21 protein-coding genes are annotated in these 18,933 nt (G+C 58.4%); 16 read left to right on the forward strand and 5 right to left on the reverse strand.

Features of this window, described 5'->3' with window-relative positions:
* Positions 1–164: 164 nt before the first annotated feature.
* Entirely contained in the window at positions 165–1,673 is a 1,509-nt protein-coding gene (locus G473_RS30085) for a class I SAM-dependent methyltransferase (RefSeq protein ID WP_154667563.1), read from the reverse strand.
* A gap of 391 nt (positions 1,674–2,064) precedes the next feature.
* Between G473_RS30085 and G473_RS0123720 the strand changes: the two genes are divergently transcribed.
* The 11 genes from G473_RS0123720 to G473_RS30570 all read left to right on the forward strand — a co-directional run bounded on the left by G473_RS0123720 (position 2,065) and on the right by G473_RS30570 (position 8,880).
* The gene (locus tag G473_RS0123720) at positions 2,065–2,352 is read left to right on the forward strand and encodes a RebB family R body protein (RefSeq protein WP_029015146.1); all 288 of its coding nucleotides are present in this window, start codon (positions 2,065–2,067) and stop codon (positions 2,350–2,352) included.
* Positions 2,353–2,417: 65 nt separating this feature from the next.
* Positions 2,418–2,687: a RebB family R body protein gene (locus G473_RS0123725; protein ID WP_029015147.1), complete on the forward strand. Its 270-nt coding sequence runs from the start codon at positions 2,418–2,420 to the stop codon at positions 2,685–2,687.
* An 88-nt stretch (positions 2,688–2,775) separates the two neighbouring features.
* Complete coding sequence (locus G473_RS0123730; RefSeq protein WP_029015148.1) at positions 2,776–3,042, forward strand: RebB family R body protein; 267 nt, start codon at positions 2,776–2,778, stop codon at positions 3,040–3,042.
* Between the two features lie 51 nt (positions 3,043–3,093).
* Entirely contained in the window at positions 3,094–3,366 is a 273-nt protein-coding gene (locus tag G473_RS0123735; RefSeq protein ID WP_029015149.1) for a RebB family R body protein, read from the forward strand.
* A 95-nt stretch (positions 3,367–3,461) separates the two neighbouring features.
* A complete protein-coding gene (locus G473_RS0123740; protein ID WP_029015150.1) occupies positions 3,462–3,695 on the forward strand; it encodes a RebB family R body protein in 234 nt (77 codons plus the stop codon).
* A 15-nt stretch (positions 3,696–3,710) separates the two neighbouring features.
* Positions 3,711–4,268, forward strand: coding sequence for a RebB family R body protein (locus tag G473_RS28650; RefSeq protein ID WP_035709248.1), 558 nt, complete (start codon positions 3,711–3,713; stop codon positions 4,266–4,268).
* Positions 4,269–4,500: 232 nt separating this feature from the next.
* Entirely contained in the window at positions 4,501–4,851 is a 351-nt protein-coding gene (locus G473_RS0123750; RefSeq protein ID WP_029015151.1) for a hypothetical protein, read from the forward strand.
* A 19-nt stretch (positions 4,852–4,870) separates the two neighbouring features.
* The gene (locus tag G473_RS0123755) at positions 4,871–5,926 is read left to right on the forward strand and encodes a hypothetical protein (RefSeq protein WP_029015152.1); all 1,056 of its coding nucleotides are present in this window, start codon (positions 4,871–4,873) and stop codon (positions 5,924–5,926) included.
* Between the two features lie 26 nt (positions 5,927–5,952).
* A complete protein-coding gene (locus G473_RS0123760) occupies positions 5,953–6,321 on the forward strand; it encodes a hypothetical protein (protein WP_154667564.1) in 369 nt (122 codons plus the stop codon).
* A gap of 52 nt (positions 6,322–6,373) precedes the next feature.
* A complete protein-coding gene (locus G473_RS29680; protein WP_029015154.1) occupies positions 6,374–7,003 on the forward strand; it encodes a glycosyl hydrolase 108 family protein in 630 nt (209 codons plus the stop codon).
* A 77-nt stretch (positions 7,004–7,080) separates the two neighbouring features.
* Positions 7,081–8,880, forward strand: a complete 1,800-nt coding sequence (locus G473_RS30570; RefSeq protein WP_154667565.1) for a hypothetical protein — start codon at positions 7,081–7,083, stop codon at positions 8,878–8,880.
* 118 nt (positions 8,881–8,998) lie between these two features.
* Here the strand turns inward: G473_RS30570 and G473_RS28660 are convergent, their stop codons facing one another.
* Complete coding sequence (locus tag G473_RS28660) at positions 8,999–10,669, reverse strand: AraC family transcriptional regulator (RefSeq protein WP_161631036.1); 1,671 nt, start codon at positions 10,667–10,669, stop codon at positions 8,999–9,001.
* Positions 10,670–10,785: 116 nt separating this feature from the next.
* Between G473_RS28660 and G473_RS30575 the strand changes: the two genes are divergently transcribed.
* From G473_RS30575 to G473_RS0123790, 3 genes are all read left to right on the forward strand, one after another.
* Positions 10,786–10,989 carry a hypothetical protein gene (locus tag G473_RS30575; RefSeq protein ID WP_154667567.1) on the forward strand — a complete coding sequence of 68 codons (204 nt, stop codon included), beginning with the start codon at positions 10,786–10,788 and terminating at the stop codon, positions 10,987–10,989.
* Positions 10,990–11,053: 64 nt separating this feature from the next.
* Entirely contained in the window at positions 11,054–11,374 is a 321-nt protein-coding gene (locus G473_RS0123785; RefSeq protein ID WP_154667568.1) for an NAD/NADP transhydrogenase alpha subunit-like protein, read from the forward strand.
* A gap of 5 nt (positions 11,375–11,379) precedes the next feature.
* Positions 11,380–12,279, forward strand: coding sequence for a hypothetical protein (locus G473_RS0123790; RefSeq protein ID WP_029015157.1), 900 nt, complete (start codon positions 11,380–11,382; stop codon positions 12,277–12,279).
* 40 nt (positions 12,280–12,319) lie between these two features.
* Here G473_RS0123790 and fcl read toward each other — a convergent pair whose 3' ends face one another.
* A complete protein-coding gene (gene fcl, locus G473_RS0123795) occupies positions 12,320–13,303 on the reverse strand; it encodes a GDP-L-fucose synthase (protein WP_035709251.1) in 984 nt (327 codons plus the stop codon).
* A gap of 17 nt (positions 13,304–13,320) precedes the next feature.
* Positions 13,321–14,370, reverse strand: a complete 1,050-nt coding sequence (gmd, locus tag G473_RS0123800; RefSeq protein WP_029015159.1) for a GDP-mannose 4,6-dehydratase — start codon at positions 14,368–14,370, stop codon at positions 13,321–13,323.
* A 251-nt stretch (positions 14,371–14,621) separates the two neighbouring features.
* On the opposite strand from gmd, the gene G473_RS29690 reads away from it, so the two are divergent.
* A complete protein-coding gene (locus G473_RS29690; protein WP_084438613.1) occupies positions 14,622–15,416 on the forward strand; it encodes a glycosyltransferase family 2 protein in 795 nt (264 codons plus the stop codon).
* A 22-nt stretch (positions 15,417–15,438) separates the two neighbouring features.
* Here G473_RS29690 and G473_RS30695 read toward each other — a convergent pair whose 3' ends face one another.
* A complete protein-coding gene (locus G473_RS30695) occupies positions 15,439–15,996 on the reverse strand; it encodes a YjbF family lipoprotein (protein WP_161631037.1) in 558 nt (185 codons plus the stop codon).
* Between G473_RS30695 and G473_RS28670 the strand changes: the two genes are divergently transcribed.
* Positions 15,995–18,817 carry a polysaccharide biosynthesis/export family protein gene (locus G473_RS28670; RefSeq protein ID WP_084438615.1) on the forward strand — a complete coding sequence of 941 codons (2,823 nt, stop codon included), beginning with the start codon at positions 15,995–15,997 and terminating at the stop codon, positions 18,815–18,817. The genes G473_RS30695 and G473_RS28670 overlap by 2 nt on opposite strands.
* The last annotated feature ends 116 nt before the right edge of the window (positions 18,818–18,933 follow it).

Genomic DNA, 18,933 nt, shown 5'->3' on the forward strand with positions numbered 1-18,933 from the left:
GAAGAGTGATCAGTATCTGCATCGGCAGGGCTGATGCCACCGTAATTGTCGGGATGCTGGAGATGTGAAGCGTATCGGGGTGACGACAGAGGGCGCGTGCCCTGGAGAGGGGGCTCGCCCTCAGGCGGCAGGCTTTAACAGGACTGGGATTTTGTAACCCATCCCTATGTCTGCGGTGACAGGCATTGCACAAGCATCATGCTGCCCCGCAGGGTGACAGGCCGATAGCGGGGCTGGCGCAGCAATTCGTCCACGAACCGAAGCACCCCTGGGAATGAAGGCGCATAATCGTGAAATGCGATGCAGGCGCCAGGAACCAGCCAACGCTCAAAGCTTCTGAAATCACTGGCAACACTGGCATAATCATGCAGCCCGTCAATCAGCAGGAACTCGACCGGCTTCTCCCAACCCAAGTCACCCGTTTTCGAAACAATAGGCGTGATGATGTCGGCCACGCCGGCATTTTCAATATTCTGCTGGAAAGACGCCAAGGTGGGGCCGGTTGAATAAAGCTGCTGGTAAGCCGCACCAACCAGGCCATCATGGGGATCAATCGCATAAAGCCGGGAGTCCGGTGCCAGTTGGCGAAGAACATTAGCCAGAACAACGGTCGCGCGCCCCCGGTGACTGCCAACCTCCACGATTGTATGGGGGCCGGGGCGGCCCAGAACGATCCGCGACAGAACGGCGATCAGCAAATCGGCTTCCTCGTCCCGCAGCCAGCCGGGAATGCCATGCATGATCCGCAGAATGTCAGAAACCAGCAGCAGCGGCGGGTTGCCAAAGGTTGCAAGATCATGGGACTGATCCGGTCGCATGGGCACACTTCTCCTGTAATTCTGCGTTCGCTCCCGCAATGCAATCCGCAACGGGTGCCCCATCTGGCGGGGAACAGGGTGCATCCAGAATGCGTCGGGGCGCGCCAGCGCCTGATCCAGATCGTGCGCCGTAAAGGCTTTTCTGAACTTCACATAATCGAAGGAACAAGGGCTGGGGCGGACCTCGTAACCCATCATTGCCACCAGGGTCGGCAGCACCACCTCTTCCGTTGCCCATGCCTTGGTGCGTCCCAAGGCGGCCCGCAACGCCGGCTCCCTGTCCCATAGGTCGCACAGGTCGCGGGCCGCGCGTTCAGTAAAGACCGTGGAGGGCCAGAACAGCGAATGGATAGAGCCCTCTTCCCCACCTGGGCCACGGGAGAGGAAGGGTTTCCACAGCTCATATTCATCCCAGATGCGTTGGGCGGGGGGAGGGGCATTGCGCCGTCCGTGGGGGCCACTAACCGCACCCAGCACGCCTGCCGACGGCCATTGGGCTAAAGCATGACCCAAATGGGCGCAATAGCCGGATCGAAGTGAGATTTGGTCAGAATCAACGATTGTCAGACAGTCGAACCTAAAATTCGCAATGGAAAATCTTATGCAGTCCAAGGCGAAATTATGCAGATACCCCCAGGTCATTGGCTGGGGGGAGGGGTGAACCACCACCCCCAACCTGTTCCATATTTCACGCCCAACGAGCAAATCCGGATCGCGACCGCCATTATATAATAATATAGGAGATTTTTCGTCATGAAACCGGATGTTCATAATCAAATCGAGTATGCATTCACGTTCTTCGTGAACCAGACAGGCATATACATTATTTAACGTTTTTCCATTGTAGGTGTTCACTTAATCACCATTCATAATTAAATTATTAATGGCGACTTATTCGATAAAACGGTTAGTTCAAACCAGAAGATGCGCCATTTTTCCTAGGTTAGGCGTGCATTATTTGGTCATCAACATTAAAATCGTCCAGATTTTTAGCTTAGTTATCCTGGCAAAAAACACCTAGCGAGGGTGTATCTGGCGATGGAAAAACGCTTAAATTATGGAAGCCTGTGCCGACACTCTCGCTATGAGAGCAAATATGCCCGCGTCAATAGTAATATGCCCCAATCAAACGAATAGGCGCGCATTTACCATCGAAAAACAATCACTGCCTGCATCAAACCGACACGGAACCGGTCGCGGCCCCTTCCGGGGGCATCGACCGGGACCCGAACATAGAGGCGATAAAATGGCTTTCCCGACAGCAGTTAATGATCAGATCACCGACAGCGTGACCCAGGTCAACACCAAGGTCCTGGGCGACGCGCCTGCCGTGGCCATGGGCAACCTGTTCCAGGCCACGGCCCAGGCCCTGGCCAATGCGGCCCATAATGCCACCAATGCCCAGCAGCAGAGCTATGTGACCTCGCAGGCTGCGACCACCATGGGCGTTGCCACCCTCTATTCGCTGGATACGGCGGCGGACGGCGTGGCGACGTCGGAGATTTTGAAGACCGGGGTCAAGGGGCTGGGCTGACCGCGCTGACATTCCGCCACAAGGCCGGCCAGCCCCGGCGACAATGATGATGAAAGGATAAGGCAATGGCTTTCCCGACTTCCGTGAACAATCAGATCACCGACAGCGTGACCCAGGCCAATACCAAGGTTCTGGGCGATGCGCCCGCGGTGGCCATGGGCAATCTGTATCAGGCCACGGCGCAGGCCCTGGCCAATGCGGCCCACAACGCCACCAACGCCCAGCAGCAGAGCTATGTGACGGCCCAGGCCGCCACCACCATGGGCGTCGCCACCCTCTATTCGCTGGACACCGCGTCGACCGGCGTGGCGACGAAGGACATCCTGTCGTCCTGACGGCGTTGAACAGGTGCCCGGGCGGGCTCTGCTGGCGGGCCAGATAGTGCCTGCTGACGTTTCTTGACGATTTTAGGAAGTTGTTCCCATGGCCTTCCCGACTTCCGTGAACAACCAGATCACCGACAGCGTGACCCAGAGCAATGTCCAGGTTGTGGGCGCTGCTCCCGCGGTGGCGATGGGAAACCTCTATCAGGCCACCGCCCAGGCCCTGGCGAATGCTGCGCATAATGCCACGATGGCGCAGCAGCAGATGTATGTAACGGCACAGGCTGCAACCACAGCGGGCGTGGCCCTGCTCTACTCCCTGAATACCGGAACATCGGCTGCCGCCTTCCTGAAGCTGCGGCGATGATGCCTTTCGATAGTTGATCTGTTTCAATTCTACTGACCAGGAGAATTCAACATGGCTTTTCCCACTTCCCTGAACAGTCAGGTCACTGACAGCGTAAGCCAGGTCAACACCGCGGTTCTGGGCGATGCGCCCGCCGTTGCCGTGGGCAACCTGATGGTGGTGACCAGCCAGGCCCTGTCCAATGCGGCCCACAATGCGACCAACAACCAGAACCAGTCCTATGTGACGATGCAGACGGCCACCACCCAGGGCATCTCGACCCTGCTGTCGATCGATACGGCGACTACCGGCGTGGCCACCACGCAGATCCTCGGGCTGGTTTAACCGGCCCTGCGCGGATCGGGCTGCTGTCTTTGCGATGGATAGCGCCCGACCCGCGCACATGATCAGCATCGCCAGCCAGCTGAGATGGGAAGCCAATGGCCGGTGGCTCAACTCTTACACCGGTATCGGCCATCAGCGATGTGACGGTGCTGAATGTCGCGATGGCGCCATCCGTGGCCATGGGCATGGTCTATACCGCCACCGCCCATGCCGCCGGACTGGCGATGGCCAATGCCACCGCAAACCAGCAGCGCGGACAAGCAATCGCCGAGGCCGCCCTGGGCCGGGTGATTACCATGATCCTGCAAAGCGCCACCGCAAGCCCTTAACCCTGGGGATCGTCAATGGCTGACAATTTCCTGGTCAATGACCAGATCGTCGACAGCGTGGCCGGTGTCGCCACACTGATGACAGGACAGGCGCCATCGCAGGCCTTTGGCATGCTGGATACGGTCATGGTCGAAACCATGGCCATGGCGATGTACAACGCCGTCAGCCGCCAGCAGAACGCTGGCATGACAACCAATGCCGCCGTCACGGCCGCCTGTGCCAAGATGCTGGCAGTGCCGTTTCCGATGCCATCGCCGCCTCCGCCACCGGCACCCCCAGCACCGCAGGTGGCCCCGCTGGCCGGCCCAAACCCGCCATCGAACATGGCCGCTGCCGAGGCTGCCGCCATGGCCCAGGCGCAGGCGGGCATCGCCTGGCTGCGCCAGTTGGCCCAGCAGTCGGGGGCAGATGCAGCCACGGCCAATGCCGCCCTGGCGGAGCTGGTGCAGCTGGCGACAGGCCCGGCACCGCCCTCCCCCGCGAGTTCCAGCAGCCCGCCCCCTAGCAGTTCAAGCGATCCGGCCGGTTCATATTCTGCCTATGCCCCATACAGTTATTCGGGCGATGACTGACTGGCCCGCGACCACCCGGTTGCCGGCTCCGTGGCCGGTATCAGCGTGGACAGGGCTGAAAAAGCCGGATGCCGGGCACGGTGGGCCCGTTGGCTCCGGCAGCTTCGGGGGCTCCTGCCGGGTGGGTGACAGGCAATGCCGGAAACGATGCCCGCGCAAGACAGACCATCGACAGATTATCGCGGCCCCCGGTAGCGCCGACCGGCCCGATCCCGCAGCATGAGGACCCGTCATGGCCGATATCACCAAAGTCAATCCGCAGATCATCGACGTGATCAACCAAGTGCAGCAGGCAACGATGTCGCCGCAGGTGGTGCTCACCAGCGGTGCTGGCAAAGCCTATCAATCCGTTGCCCAGGCGGCGGCCATCGCGGTGCAGGATGCTGCCGACGCGTTGCGCAATGCCACCACCATTGCCAATACCGCTTCTGGCGTCGCCATGGCGCAGTTTCTGGCCACCGGCGACCAGCGCTATGCCCAGGCGCTGACCCTGGCCCAGCAGATGACGGCATCGGCGACGCAGGATTTCAGCAATATCGGCGTGGCGGCTTCCACCGTTCTGAAGAGTTTTCCCGCCGGCTGACGGTTGAAAAGAGGGTATCATGACATTGGTGATCGCGAACAAACCGGTGATGGGGCGGGGTGACCTGACGGAAACCACGCGGTTTGCCATGGCATTTGTCGATGGCGGGCTGGAATGGGTGGATTGGGCGGGGCAATCCGGGTTCCAGTATGCGTTTCCCGATGAGAGCCGGCTTATCGACGGCGTGCAGCAGGGCCTGCACGGATCGCCCTATACCGTTTTGCCGATGATCGGGCTGATGGTCGGCCCGGTGAAATTGCAGACGATGGACCCGGCGGACCTGCGGGTTCTGGCCCAGGCGGAAACAACCGGCACGGGGGACCCGACCCTGGCGGCGCAGCTTTCCATCATCCTGTCGCGCAACAAGCTGGTCACCGCCCAGGACCTGGCCGGCGTGCAGAACCTGCTGACGCAATTGGGCGTGGCGGGAAATCCGCTGTTTCAGGCACTGGATCTGCGTACCACCCTGACGCTGCATGGCATGCTGGGTTTCCCCGATGCCGGCGGCTCCGGCCCGACCAACCAGACGGCGGCCCAGTTCGCCGTACAGCAGGCGCGCACTGCAGCGGAATTTGCGGATTACTACACCGCGTTCCTGGGCTATGTGACCAGGATGTCGGCCCAATCCGCCCCGGCTGCCACGCAGACCGAGATGGCATCGACGGCGCTGACGACCCTGCTGCCCCTGCTATTTTCCACCCTGGAATGCCCCTCGGTCGCCGGGCTGGTGGGGCCGGGGGAGGTGGCGGCGGCGGTGCAGGCCTGGCAGCGCCAGGGCCAGCAGGTGGGGTTCGCCCGCCTTTCGGAAGCTGTGGCCACGATCATGATCTATTCCAACTATACCGGGGGCAACGCCGCTCAGGCCCAGCAGACCATCAATGATTACATGGGGAGCTGGCAGAGCTTTCTGGCGGCGAACCTGCCGAGCCGGGGGCAGATGGCGCAGGATGGCGCCACCTGTCTTTTCCCCATCGAGAATAATGGTCTTTACGGCGAACTGGTGTTGGGGCCGGACGGGTCCATCACCACACGCCTGTTCCGGCGGCAAGCCGCCTCCCCGGTTGCCATGATCTGATGCCCCCTTCCCGGAATGAGGATGCCATGACCGACATTTCCGACGCCTCCGCTCCCCTTCCGCCCGCGCCCGATCTGCCGGGTGGCCCGGCCCCGGTTGCCGCCCCTCCGGACCCGATCAGTGCGGCCATGCAGGCAGCGGAGGATGCCATTGTTGCCGCCATGCGCGCGGCGGAAGAAGGCGTGCAGCGCGCGGTGTCGGCTGCTGCCATCCCGTCCGGCGGTGGCCCTGCTTCCTGGATGGAGGCGGCACAGCGGGAGGTGGATGCCGCCATGGCCGCCGCCGCCAGCGCCACCAGCAGTGCCACCAACGCGGAACAGGCCGCCCAGGATGCGGTGAATCAGGCGATGGCGGCGGCCGAACAGGCGCTGACCGGCCTGATGCCGGGCGCCTGACGCCGCCTGTGCCGGTCACCCGTCAATAAAGGTGAAAGAAGGAGTTCCGACAATGGCCTATCCCACTCCCGCCACCGCCTTCCAGACTGCCATCGCCCAATGGGAAGGGCTATGGGAGGATGATCCGAATGATACGGGCAATTATGCCAATTGCGCTGCGGGCGGCAGCACGCTGATCGGCACCATGCGGGGCGTGACGCCCGATGTTTATGGTGCCTATCTGAAGGTCGATCCCTGCAGCCTGAGTGCCAGCCAGATGCAGCAGGGCGTCACGCTGGCCGTGGCCGCCGATATTGCCGTAACGCAATTCTATCAGGGACCCGGCCTGAACCAGCTGACCTGGAGCCCGCTGGTGGCCATTGTCATGGATTTCGGCTGGACATCGGGGCCGGGCCAGGCGGTCTCCTGCCTGCAGGGGCTGGTGGGGGCGAGCCAGGATGGCATACCGGGGCCGGAAACCAGTGCGCTGGTCAACCAGTATATCGCCGCCCAGGGCATCGCCCCCGCCTGCGACGCAATGACCGCCGCGCGGGTGCAGTTCTATCAATCCATCAGCCAGCCGGGCACGCCGGATTTCGAATATCGCGACGGCTGGGTGAACCGCGCCAATTGGTTTCTCTCCAGCAACCCCTCGCCATGCTGGTGGGACGCCTGGAAGGGCTGGGTGCCGCCTGTGGCGTGAGGGGGCGGAAGCCAGGCCCAGCTCTTAATTCGTCAGTCGAAATGGAATTTCGCACCTATGATCAGGAGGAATAAAAAATGGAAATTATAAACAATGGCGGAAAAGGCGAAAATGAAGAGATTATATACAAATTTCCAGAAAGTGGAATTCAAGTTTTAATTAAAAACGGTGGAGAGGAAATAAAAAATAATACATATGGATACGAAGTAGAATTTTGTTCGCATAATAGCGATGTTTTTAGCTTTTTGCACATCGATGTCGCAAAAATATTTGTGGTATATAGCAAGGATCAGAGTGTTTCAGCTAGCCAAATTCCAGATTTGAAATCTAAATCAGTGGATAAATTTACAGGTAAATATATTTATGAAAGTGATGATGGAAAAATTATCACGGAAGTTTGGGCAGTAGAAACGGACGCGCTAAATGTATTTGAATTAGTGTCTCCTCCCAGAAGGCATATAAATATAGCAAATGCAAAAATGGAAAAAGACAGAATATGTCAACTTCTTGTTAAATCAATACAAGAAAAATTTGGAGACCCCGTTAATAATTTTCTTGGCGGGGAGAGCATTTTTGACCCTAGTGGAACGGTACCCGGTTTTCCTAAAAAATCGGAAGAGCCTGTTTCAATTTATTTTAGTGATTGGGTAAAAAATTTAGAGTCAATATTAAAATCAATTTATATAACAAATGATATTTGTGTTTTTACACAGGTAAATGATTGGGACAAATTAGAAGATAAAATGAATAAAAAAAGAGTGTTTAAGGGAACATCTATAGCCGCTGGAAAGATGACATACGACAAATTGGATCCAGAAATTCCCTATAACATAATATCCAATAATTGGTATGATTATGTTAATGGAATAATTTTGTCTAAATATATGAAAGTTTTGGACAGAATTTACACATCTCAGGTTAATATGCCAATGACTCTGGTCGGATTTTATTTTTATTCTAAAAAAAAATATGATAATATATCGTCATTATATGGATACCTAAAAGGAAAAGATAATAATGTATATATTTCGGAAAAGAAAAAGTTAAAATTAAAAAGCATATCTAAAATGATTCGTATTTTGACAACATGGTATTGGAGGACCATAATATGGAAATTTCATGAAACTATTTTAAGCAAGATTTTTGAAAATAAATTTAAAACAACAGATCAACTAACTTATAATGATATAAAATTTCGTGCGTTCATATATTTAATAGCAAATAAATTAATTTCAGGAGCTTTAGGTTCTTTGGGTGAAAGTAGCCTATCGAAATGGCAAGAAGTTCAATGGAATATTGCTTTTAATAAGACAATTCACAATTTTGGATATATAGAAGAGCAAATTTTAAATGATACGGAATGGATGGATTACGCAAGCACGTCGAAGAATATGACTGGTTTATGGTTTAAGGCATCTCTTTTCGATGTAATCTGTACAGAACAGATTCAAGATAGTGATTCTGGATTTTATACATTTATTAACTTTTTTAACCAGAGAAAATTTTCTGAAGTTTTCAGGCATCCAATAGAAAATTTAATATTATCTGGATTTCTAGATGTTGGTTACTTTATTGACGGACCTGCTAAAAATTTTGAAATCAATTACAAACAATTACAAATGGATATTATTTTCAAATATAGAAAAAATGTAGCCGATTTAATATTAAAAATTGGCGACGATTTGATCGCATCTTTAAAGGATGGATCGTTTTTTGAAAAAAGAAATATTATGTCCCAATATAAGAACACTTTTCTAAGTTACGAAGATTACAAAAAAATCGCTCCCTGGGAGGCAAGAATGGATACGATGCTAGATGCAATAAAAGGAGAGGAAGGGGAGGAAGCAAGATATTTAGTTGAACACAGATTTAACTAGGAAATATATTCTACAACGCTGTAAAAATACATACCATTGCGATCATTTTATTGTTGATAACCCACCGAGCAAACACCCGGGCACGCCGATATCGGCGTGCCCGGGACGTGTGTCCTCGTCACCCCCCGCGCCGGTATTGCCCCGGCGTGCGGTTGACGAAGCGGCGGAAGCTTTTCTCAAAATGGCTGAGGTCAGCGAACCCCACCTGCAGGGCCACCTCCGTCACCGGCAAACGGGGATGGCTGCGCAGGATTTCCTGCGCCTTGTGGATGCGGATGCGGTTCAGTAGCGTCTTGGTGGACAGGCCCAGCTCGGTTCGGAACAGAAAGCTGAGATGAGAGGCGCTGACATGGGACTGGCTGGCCAATTGATGCAACGAAACCGGCTCCGCATAAGATCGGCCCAAAAAGGCCAGTGCCCGGCGCAGGCAGGGATGCAGGGTCTTCAGCAGGGTCGGATCGGGATTGATTGCCATCGCCACCCAATGGTCAGGCGGGAAAGACCGGTGATCCGGGGGCGTCTGCGCCGGCGGGGGGGCCAACGGTACCACCGCCCCGCCGGCGTTACCCGCATTCGGGGGGGCATTTGCCGGTGGCGGGGTTGGTGGGGCCGCCTCCGTTGTGGCGGCCTGTTGCCGGCTGGTCTGGCGATCTGCCGGGAGTATCCAGGCCGCGTGGCGCACAATGTCGGCATGGCTGATCACCCGACCCGCCGCCATCACAGCCAGCCGTCCCCCGAACCGGTCCAGTTCCAGCCAGTTATCTGGCCAGTCATGGGCCTGGCAGAGGGTAACCAGTTCGTCGCTCAGCCTTTCTTCCGGCTTCTGCCCGTGCCGCTCCAGTGCGGCGGCCAGCAGGGCGCGCATGTCCTCGCGCCGGTCACGCAGCGGGGGAATGGTGGCTGTCAGATAATCCAGCCGGGCCAGCAGCGGGCGGGAAAATTGACCGTCCCGCACCATCTGGCGCAGATCGGCGGCACTGGCGGCGATCAGCCGGGCCGGTGCCGGCGCACCGTTTTCCGCCGCCTTTGCCATGGCGGGCAAAGCCAGATACTGGGCCAGCCGGTCCTGCGCGGCCATGGGCAGGTGTTCGATATCCACCAGCAGCACCGTACCGCCGACCGCCGCATTCAGCCAGGATTCCGGCCCCGCTGCTTCCCCCGCCGTGCATTGAATATGCAGGAAAGGTCCATCCCGTCGCGCCGCACAGGCATGAATGGCCGCCGCGACCAGGGGGATTTCCGTTCCGAACTCCCCGTGGAGCAGCACGGGCAGGCTGCTGGCGGCAGCCCGCTCCACAAAGGCATCCAGCAGGCGCATCCCCTGGCTCATCCCCGCCAGCATCCAGTGCTGATTCAAGCGCTCCCGGCTCCAGCCTCGGGCCAAATGCCGCTGCATCAGATAAGTGCATTGCTGCGCCAGAACCTGGGCCAACGCTTCCGTCCAGGCCAGCCGATCCTGTGCGGTAACACTCAGCGAAACTCGCCCGATAATGGTGCCAGCCAGTTTCACCGGCACAGTGACGCCGCGGCGCCCGGCCGGGCCGGCACCACGGGCCATGCCGGTTTCCGCCACGACATCGAAGGGGAGTTCTCCTACATTGGTCCAATGGCTAAACACACGATTGTCACGATACTCAGCCCTCAGGGTATCAACACCATCCGAGCCACGCAGGTGGATGGAACCTGTGCCGGTGGCCGTCTTTTGCAGGACCATTCTCAGCATGTCTTCCAGGATAGCCCGCAGGTCGGCATCAATCTGGTACAGGGTGCCGATGTCATTGTGGTGCATTTCAAAGGCTCCATACATCGCAATGGGAGTGAGAACTTCCAATTATTGCACATGCAATGTAATAAATTTAGTTATCACTTATTATTATTTATAACTTTTCATCAATGATTGACGAAGTGAGTTTGTTTATTATTATTTTTGAATCAATGGCAGATGCGGGTACTGTCTTTTTTTTGGCGTTAGCCGATCAAGAGAGATTCTGTATTTCCTCAGACGATGGCCCCTGCCATCCGGCAGCATCGCCAGAGAAATCTGGCCGTCCAGTAAAAAGGAATAATAGCTTTACTTACGATAAAAAACCTATTACGGTGATGCGATAGTCACCATGAAAAGGCCCGACGGGGATGTCCCCCGTCGGGCCTTTTCTTTTATAAGGGATTGCCAATGCGTAGCCTTTGTCTGGCCGTTGACGCTATGGGCGTGTCGCTGCCTGTGACCAACCCCGCTGACACCATCTACGCTATCCTGCTTACCGCCGGGGTTCCGAAATCCATCGCGGTGCCAACCGGTGCCCGTGTCGCCCTGTTCAGCGCGACCGGGCATTTCTGGCTGCGGCTGGGCGGTGCGGCGATGGTGCCCAACCAGGACATCCTGGATGGGAGTGCGCCGGAACTGAACCCGGTGGGGCGACAGGTGGCTGGGATCGCCGATATCGGCCTTGCCGCCGCGTCCGACTGCATCGTCAACATCGTCTTTTATGGGTGAGTGCCATGTTCAGCCCCTTTCACTCAGGCATTCCGACCGCTGGCTTTGCGCCGGTTGCCGGTCCCCGGTTCACTGGCCAGGTGATGGCCGATGATGGTGGCGCACCGTCACCCGCCTATGGGTTTTCCACAGCATCCACCACCGGCCTGTTCCGCGCCCCTGATGGCGGGCTGGCCCTGTCCATCGGCGGGGTGGAGCGCTTACGACTGGATGCCTCGGGCAATCTGCTCGTTGGCCGTCAGGGCAGTTCGTCCCATGCCCTTTATCGGGATGTGGTCGAAGGGGGCCGGATCCTGACCAGTTACGGTTCCGACCAGACGGCCGCACTGGAGATTTATGCAGTCGCGCAGGAGGGATACAACTCCGCCGCCGCCGCCATGCTGATCGGGCGGAACAGCCTGACCGGGCGGTCCTTGAATGCCGGCGGATCGCTGAATGTCCAGGGCAGCGATTATGCCGAGTATGAAGTGAAGCGGGCTGACTGCGGCCCCATTGCCAAGGGGGATGTGTGCGGCTTCGATGCCGAAGGGTATCTGACTGACCGCTGGTCGCAGGCCGTCTCCTTCGCCGTGAAATCCACCCAGCCCGGCTATGTGGGCGGGGATGACTGGGCAGTGGAACTGGCCGGCGCGGGTGCCGCCGGTGATGATCCTGGCTTCCAGGACCGGTATGAAGCAATGCGCACCCGGGTGGACCGTATCGCCTATTGCGGCAAGGTGCCGGTGACGATGGCGCCGGGAAATCCGGGTGATCTGGTGATTGCGGTGGAGCGGGAAGGGGACCGCATCGGCGCCCTGGCCGTATCACCCGACGATTATGAGCCGGCCCTGGAGCCGTACCGGATCGGCCGTATCCGCCGCATCCTGTCACCGCAGCAATGCCTTATCATGGTCATGCTGTCCTGATCAGGCGGCAGAGGGGAGGGGGGGAGAGGCGGGGCCCGTCTCAGCCCCGGCCAGTCCCTCCGCCCATATCCAGGCGCCGCACGGCTTCGGGCTGGGTGGCCAGATACCATTCATAGGTCTGGCGGATGCCCTCGCCCAAGGGTATCCGGGCCGACCAGCCCAGATCGCGCAGGCGGGAGACATCCATCAGCTTGCGCGGTGTGCCATCGGGCTTGCTGCTGTCATAATCGAAACGGCCGGTAAACCCGACAATCTCTGCGATGGTTTCGGCCAGTTCGCGGATGGTGACATCCTCACCCGTGCCGACATTCACATGCTCTTCCCCGCTATAGGTGCGGAGCAGGAAGACCAGGGCATCGGCCAGATCGTCCACATGCATGAATTCCCGCCGTGGCGTGCCCGTACCCCAGATCGGCACCGTTTCCGCGCCGCTGGTCTTGGCGGCATGGATCTTTGCCATCAGGGCCGGCATGACATGGCTGGAGGTCAGGTCAAAATTATCGCCCTGACCATACAGATTGGTCGGCATGGCCGAGATATAGTCGCAGCCATGCTGCCGGCGGTAGGCCTGGCAGAGCATGATCCCGGCAATCTTGGCAACAGCATACCACTGGTTGGTGGGTTCCAGCGGGCCGGTCAGCAGCGAATCCTCCCGGATCGGCTGGGGAGCCATTTTGGGATAGATGCAGGAGGAGCCGAGGAACAACAGCTTCTCCACACCCGCCTGATAGGCCGCATGGATGATGTTGGCCTCGATCATCAGGTTTTCATAAAGAAAGTCGGCCGGCAGACGGTCATTGGCCAGAATGCCGCCAACCTTGGCCGCAGCCACCACCACGGCATCCGGGCGGTTGTCCCGCATCCAGGCCTCAACCTCTGCCTGGCGGCGGAGGTCCACCGCCGCCCGGTCCGACGTCAAAACGGTGCAGGGCTCTGCCCCCAGTCGGCGAACAAGGGCGCTGCCGACCATCCCCCTGTGGCCGGCGACCCATATACGCTTGCCCGTAAGATCAAAGCCCTGCATCGTCCTGCTTCCTGGTGTCAGTTCTGACGGCGCAACTGGGCCAGGTCGCTTTCGACCATGCTGCGGACCAGTTCGTCAAACGGCGTAGTATGAGTCCAGCCCAGCTTGGCCTTAGCCTTGGACGGATCCCCCAAAAGCAAGTCCACTTCGGTGGGGCGGAAATAACGGGAATCGATGCGCACAACAACCTTTCCGGTTGCCGGGTCGGTCCCGATTTCATCCACGCCGGTGCCCGACCAGACGATGCTGCGGCCAAGGCAGGCGAACGCCTTCTCCACAAACTCGCGCACCGGATGGGTTTCCCCGGTGGCCAGCACATAATCATCCGCTTCCGGCTGCTGGAGGATGCGCCACATGCCCTCCACATAGTCGCGGGCATGCCCCCAATCGCGCTTGGCGTCCAGGTTGCCCAGATACAGGCATTCCTGCTGCCCCAGTTCGATCGCCGCCACCGCGCGGGTGATCTTACGGGTCACGAAGGTTTCGCCACGGATCGGGCTTTCATGGTTGAACAGAATGCCGTTGGAGGCGTGCATATTGTACGCTTCGCGGTAATTCACCGTGATCCAGTAGGCGTACAGCTTGGCGGCGGCATAGGGGCTGCGCGGGTAGAAAGGCGTGGTTTCGCGCTGCGGCGTCTCCTGCACCTTGCCATACAGTTCGGAGGTCGACGCCTGATAGAATCGGGTCTTGCCTTCCAACTTCAGGATGCGGATCGCTTCCAGCAGACGCAAGGTGCCGATAGCGTCGGAATTCGCCGTATATTCCGGCGTCTCGAAACTGACCTGCACATGGCTCTGCGCCGCGAGATTGTAGATCTCGTCCGGCTGGGTCTCCTGCACGATGCGAATCAGATTGGTCGAATCTGTCAGATCGCCGTAATGCAGGAAGAAATTGACGTCCTCTTCATGCGGGTCACGGTACAAATGGTCGATCCGGCCTGTGTTCAACGAAGAGGATCGGCGCTTCAGCCCGTGAACGATATAGCCCTTGGACAGGAGCAATTCAGAAAGATAGGCGCCATCTTGACCCGTCACGCCCGTAATCAGCGCCACTTTTCGAGACATATACGTGACCCCCACACGATTTGAGAACAACTGATTGCCGGCCGGATGCTGGATTTAAGCCAGTCTGACGGCGCCGATCCGCGGTCGGCGGAGCGGATCGGCGTTCTTATAGCGGCATTGCAACCATCTGGGTAGCCAAAAGCAGGAAAATAGACCGCCCATATAGCCCGGATACGGGCGCCATCCACATTGCCAATTCCTGCCCTTCCCTTGTACCGTACCGGCCTTTTTGCCTGACAGGACCGCCACACATGTCCAGCCTTACGGTCGCGCCGCCGCCGCGCGTCTCGATAATTACCATTTGCTATAATGATATTAACGGGTTGCGGTCGACTATCGATAGTGTGCGCGGCCAGGACCGGGAGGGGGTTGAATTCATCATCGTCGATGGTGGTTCCTCCGATGGCACTGCCGATCTGCTATCAGGCGTTGAAGGGGTGGATCGCTGGGTCAGCGAGCGTGACCGTGGCATTTATGATGCCATGAACAAAGGCGTTCGGATGGCGACGGGCGAGTGGGTCTGTTTCATGAATAGCGGCGATTGTTTTGTTGATCGATCGGTCCTTGCCACACTGGCGCCGGCTCTGGATGCCACCGATGCGGATCTGGTCTATGGCCGCGCCCGCTTCTGCTATCCGGATGGGGACAGTCGTACCCTGTTTGCCGGCCCGCCCGAACGGCTGGTTTACGGCATGATCTGTTCACACCAAGCCCTGTTCGCCCGCCGCAGCGTGCTTGAACGGTTCCCCTTTGCAATGAGCGGGACCGCCGCAGATTACCGCTTCTTTGTGGAAGCGTGGCAAGCGGGGTGCAAATTCCAGCGGGTGGAGACCATGGTGGCGGCCGTCACAGCCGGCGGGGTCAGCGACACCAAGCGGTTGGCGTCCGTCCGGCAACGCTGGGAGATTCTGGGCAGCCATGGGTTGCGCACCCCCGGCCTGACCTTCTATTACGCCTATCAGGCGCTCAGGGCCGTTGTCGTTCCACCATTGAAACGGCTGCTGCCGCACTGGGTGATCCGGCGTGGCCGGAAAGACCGGCACTGAGCCGGCCTATACCATCCCGGATTCAGGCTGGCGATGCAGGGCCGCCGGCGAAAGGCTTCAGGATTTCCAGGTTGAGGGCGGGCTGGCCGGGAACAGGATTCTGTAGCGATTTCCAGCAGAAACCTGTCTCAGGATCCACCCAATAGGTATTGGTTATCTTTTTTCCATCCGGCAACTGCACCGTCTCATCAATGGCCAGAACGGCGTGGGACTGGCCCATGATTGTCAGCTCCACCGGCCGGCCCCGCCCATAAAAGCTGTTCAGCACCATATCAAAGCGCTGGGCCTTCTGGATATCGATCCGCCGCCGGGATTGGGTGCCCTGGGCAGCCAGAAGGTCGGGTATCCTATCATCCGTGAACCGTACCTCGGTCAAATCCTCCGGCAGGCCGGCGGTTCTGACGACAAAGGGGCCGCGGGTAACCAGGATCTGCCGGTTTGAGGACACCCAGACCAGGCTGCCATTCGCCGTCACCTCGCCCAGGACCATGAACGCTTTCGGCGTATTCTCGAACCAGGCCATAACGGAAGCATAGGGCAGAGCGTCGATCTGCGCCCGGGTTACAGGACTTCCATCCATGCTGCCCGGCATAATCGAGGCCACAGTTGCCCAGAAGGGCGATTTGATGCTAACCACTTGGCATCCCGTAAGGGCAAAGGGTAAAGCCGCCAGGGTGGTCACCCCATGCCGCAAAACCGACCGACGCCCAACTAAGCATTGCTCGTGTATGTCATTCATGGAGATCAGGATGCGTTTGCTATGGTCAGGGTGTCGGGAAAGCCGGCACCGTCCTGTCGCTGTAGCACGGACATTTCTTCTTGTCAGTGCTCTCGTGATGAGCGCTCCGATCGCCAGGTCACAAACCCTAGAGTTGCCGGCCGGCGTTACCATGCAGGACGTGCAGCGCGAGTTGCAGTCTCGCGGATTGTCCGGCGCGAATGCTCCGCAGCGGTCTCCCCAATCTGCATTGGACGGCGCCCGCGACCCGGTTAAAAATTCCGCCGACGCAAATCCCAGGGATAGGGAAGGGACGGATAACGAAGAAAAAGCCAATAAAGATGATATAGCGCCGGTCGAAATCGACTATCAAAGCCGCACCTCTTCATTGGTCAGACTCTTCGGATATGATTTCCTGGCCGGCTCCAATATTCAGGCGGCCGGCATCCTCACTGGTTCCATTCCCAATGATTATATCATGGGCGTTGGGGATGAATTGGTGGTTACCTTACGAGGCCAGGTGAACCGGACCGAGCTGGTCCGCGTGGACCGGGAAGGGCGTATCGTTTTGACCGATCTGACGCCACTTCCTGTTGCAGGGCGGTCATTCGAAGATGTGCGGGGAGAACTTGCTGCCCGAATCGAGGCGACATTCCAGCATACCGAACTGTTTATTTCCCTTGGTTCGGTACGGTCCGTACGGGTGCTGGTCGGCGGCGCGGTGGAAAAACCTGGTCAGTTGGTTCTGACCAGTCTTTCCAGTGTGATCGACGCCCTGGTGACGGCCGGGGGTATTCAGCGTAACGGCAGCCTGCGCAATGTCCGATTGCTGCGCAATGGCGAGACGACATCGCTCGATATATACGACCTTCTGGTGAACACGACGAGCGCCCTTAATCTCAAGCTGCAGGACGGCGATCAGATCATTGTCCCGCCGCTGGGCCAGACTGTCGCCGTGATCGGTGATGTGGTGCGCTCCGCCATTTTTGAAATGGGTGCCCCCGGCACGCAGCTGACTGTCGCTGAGGCGATGCGCATGGCGGGCGGGCCGCAGCGCGGCCAGGGCAACGAGATTATGGTCATGCGTCTGGACGATGCCGGGCGCGACCGTGTGGTGGCCGTGACCAGCATGTCCATGGCGCTGCAGCCCAATGACGTCGTTGTGGTCGGCCGACCGGAAACGGCCATTGCCCTGGAAGGCGCCGTACGCATGCCGGGTGAACGGTCCGTGACCCGGAGCAAGACGCTGCGCACGGTGTTGAGTTCCCCGCGCCTGTTGGAAGCGGACCCCTATCTGCTGTTCGCCGCTGTGCTGACAGAGGATCCGGTCACCCGCATGCGGCGGTATATCCCGTTCAGCCTTCGCGACGCGCTGGACGGCAAATTTGATATGTCCCTGCGGGCCAATGACCGGATCATCATTCTCAGCCAGAGTGATATCGATTTCCTGGGCTCTGATGTCGTTCAGAACATTCTCCATAACCGGGCCAACCAGAATGTCCCTCCCAACTGCGCCGGGCTGGCCAATCTGCTGGAGACGGTGAGCTTCAGTGTCCATACCCGCTTCCCTGCGGCCACGCGGACGATGCGCGACACCCCTGAAACTGCGACCCTCGCCAAAGCCGATACGGCCAGCCCGCCGGTCTGCCCCCCTGTTTTCAATACCCACCCTGACATGCTGCCCCTGACGCTGGAACACGCCACCGCCGTCGAGGGTGCGGTGCGCCGTTCAGGCATCTTCCCCCTGTTGCCCGGTACGCCGCTGAGCGAAGTTCTCTATGTCACCAAGGGCTTTACGTTGGATGCGGATACCAGCCGGCTGGAATTGAGCGAGTTGTTCAATGAATCCCGGTCCTCCTTGAGCCTGCAGCAACTGGACGGGCGCACGATGTCTCCGGGAGACGTGCTGCGCGTTCCCGCCCGGCGGTCGGAACTGGAAGTTGGCCTGGTGCAGATCAGGGGCGAGGTGATGTATCCCGGACGGTATAATATCCGTCGGGGGGAAAAGCTGTCGGATTTGATGCGTCGGGCCGGCGGGCTGACAGAGCAGAGCTATGTCTACGGCTCCATTTTCACGCGTGAGCGTGTGCGTATTGCGGAGCAGGCGGCCTTTGACCGCGCCGCGCGTGAGCTGGAGCGGTCAGTCCCGCAGGCACTTATGAGCGCATCCGGAACGGAAAGCGATTCCATGCGCTCGGCCTTGCCAGCGTTGCAGGCGCTGGCCACCAGCCTTCGGGAAACGCCAGCGGTTGGCCGGGTCATGGTGGAAGCCGACCCGATGGCCCTGCTTGCCCGTCCGGAATTCGATTTCGTTCTGGAGCCGGGAGACACCCTGTTCATTCCCAAGCGCCCCGCCCATGTCACGCTTACTGGCGAGGTGCTGAACCCGGCCAACATCCTGTTCCAGGCAGAACTGACGGCCAAAGACTACGTCCGGTTGGCCGGTGGGACCACGCCCGATGCCGACCTGGACAGCGCTTTCCTGATCCTGCCCAATGGCGAAGCTGTGCCGCTCAAGCTTGATAGCCGGAGCCGGTATGACAAGCCGCTGCCCCCGGGTTCCACGATTGTCGTGCCACGCGACCTGCGGAAGTTCGACTTCCTTCGTACGACGACGAGCGTTTTCGGGCTGGTGCGCGATATGGCCGTGACCGTTGCCTCTCTCGTTGTTCTGTCAAATTGAGGGGGCGAAAGCTAACCGCCCCCGGCCCGGTATCCTGCAAACATGTTTGAAACCGGTTTAGTGTAGGGTCGCCCCCCTGGGGCGACCCGGCCATCCGGGCCTTTCCGGACCTGTGA

Origin of the sequence: Niveispirillum irakense DSM 11586 (genome assembly GCF_000429645.1) — a bacterium.
Taxonomy (GTDB): domain Bacteria; phylum Pseudomonadota; class Alphaproteobacteria; order Azospirillales; family Azospirillaceae; genus Niveispirillum; species Niveispirillum irakense.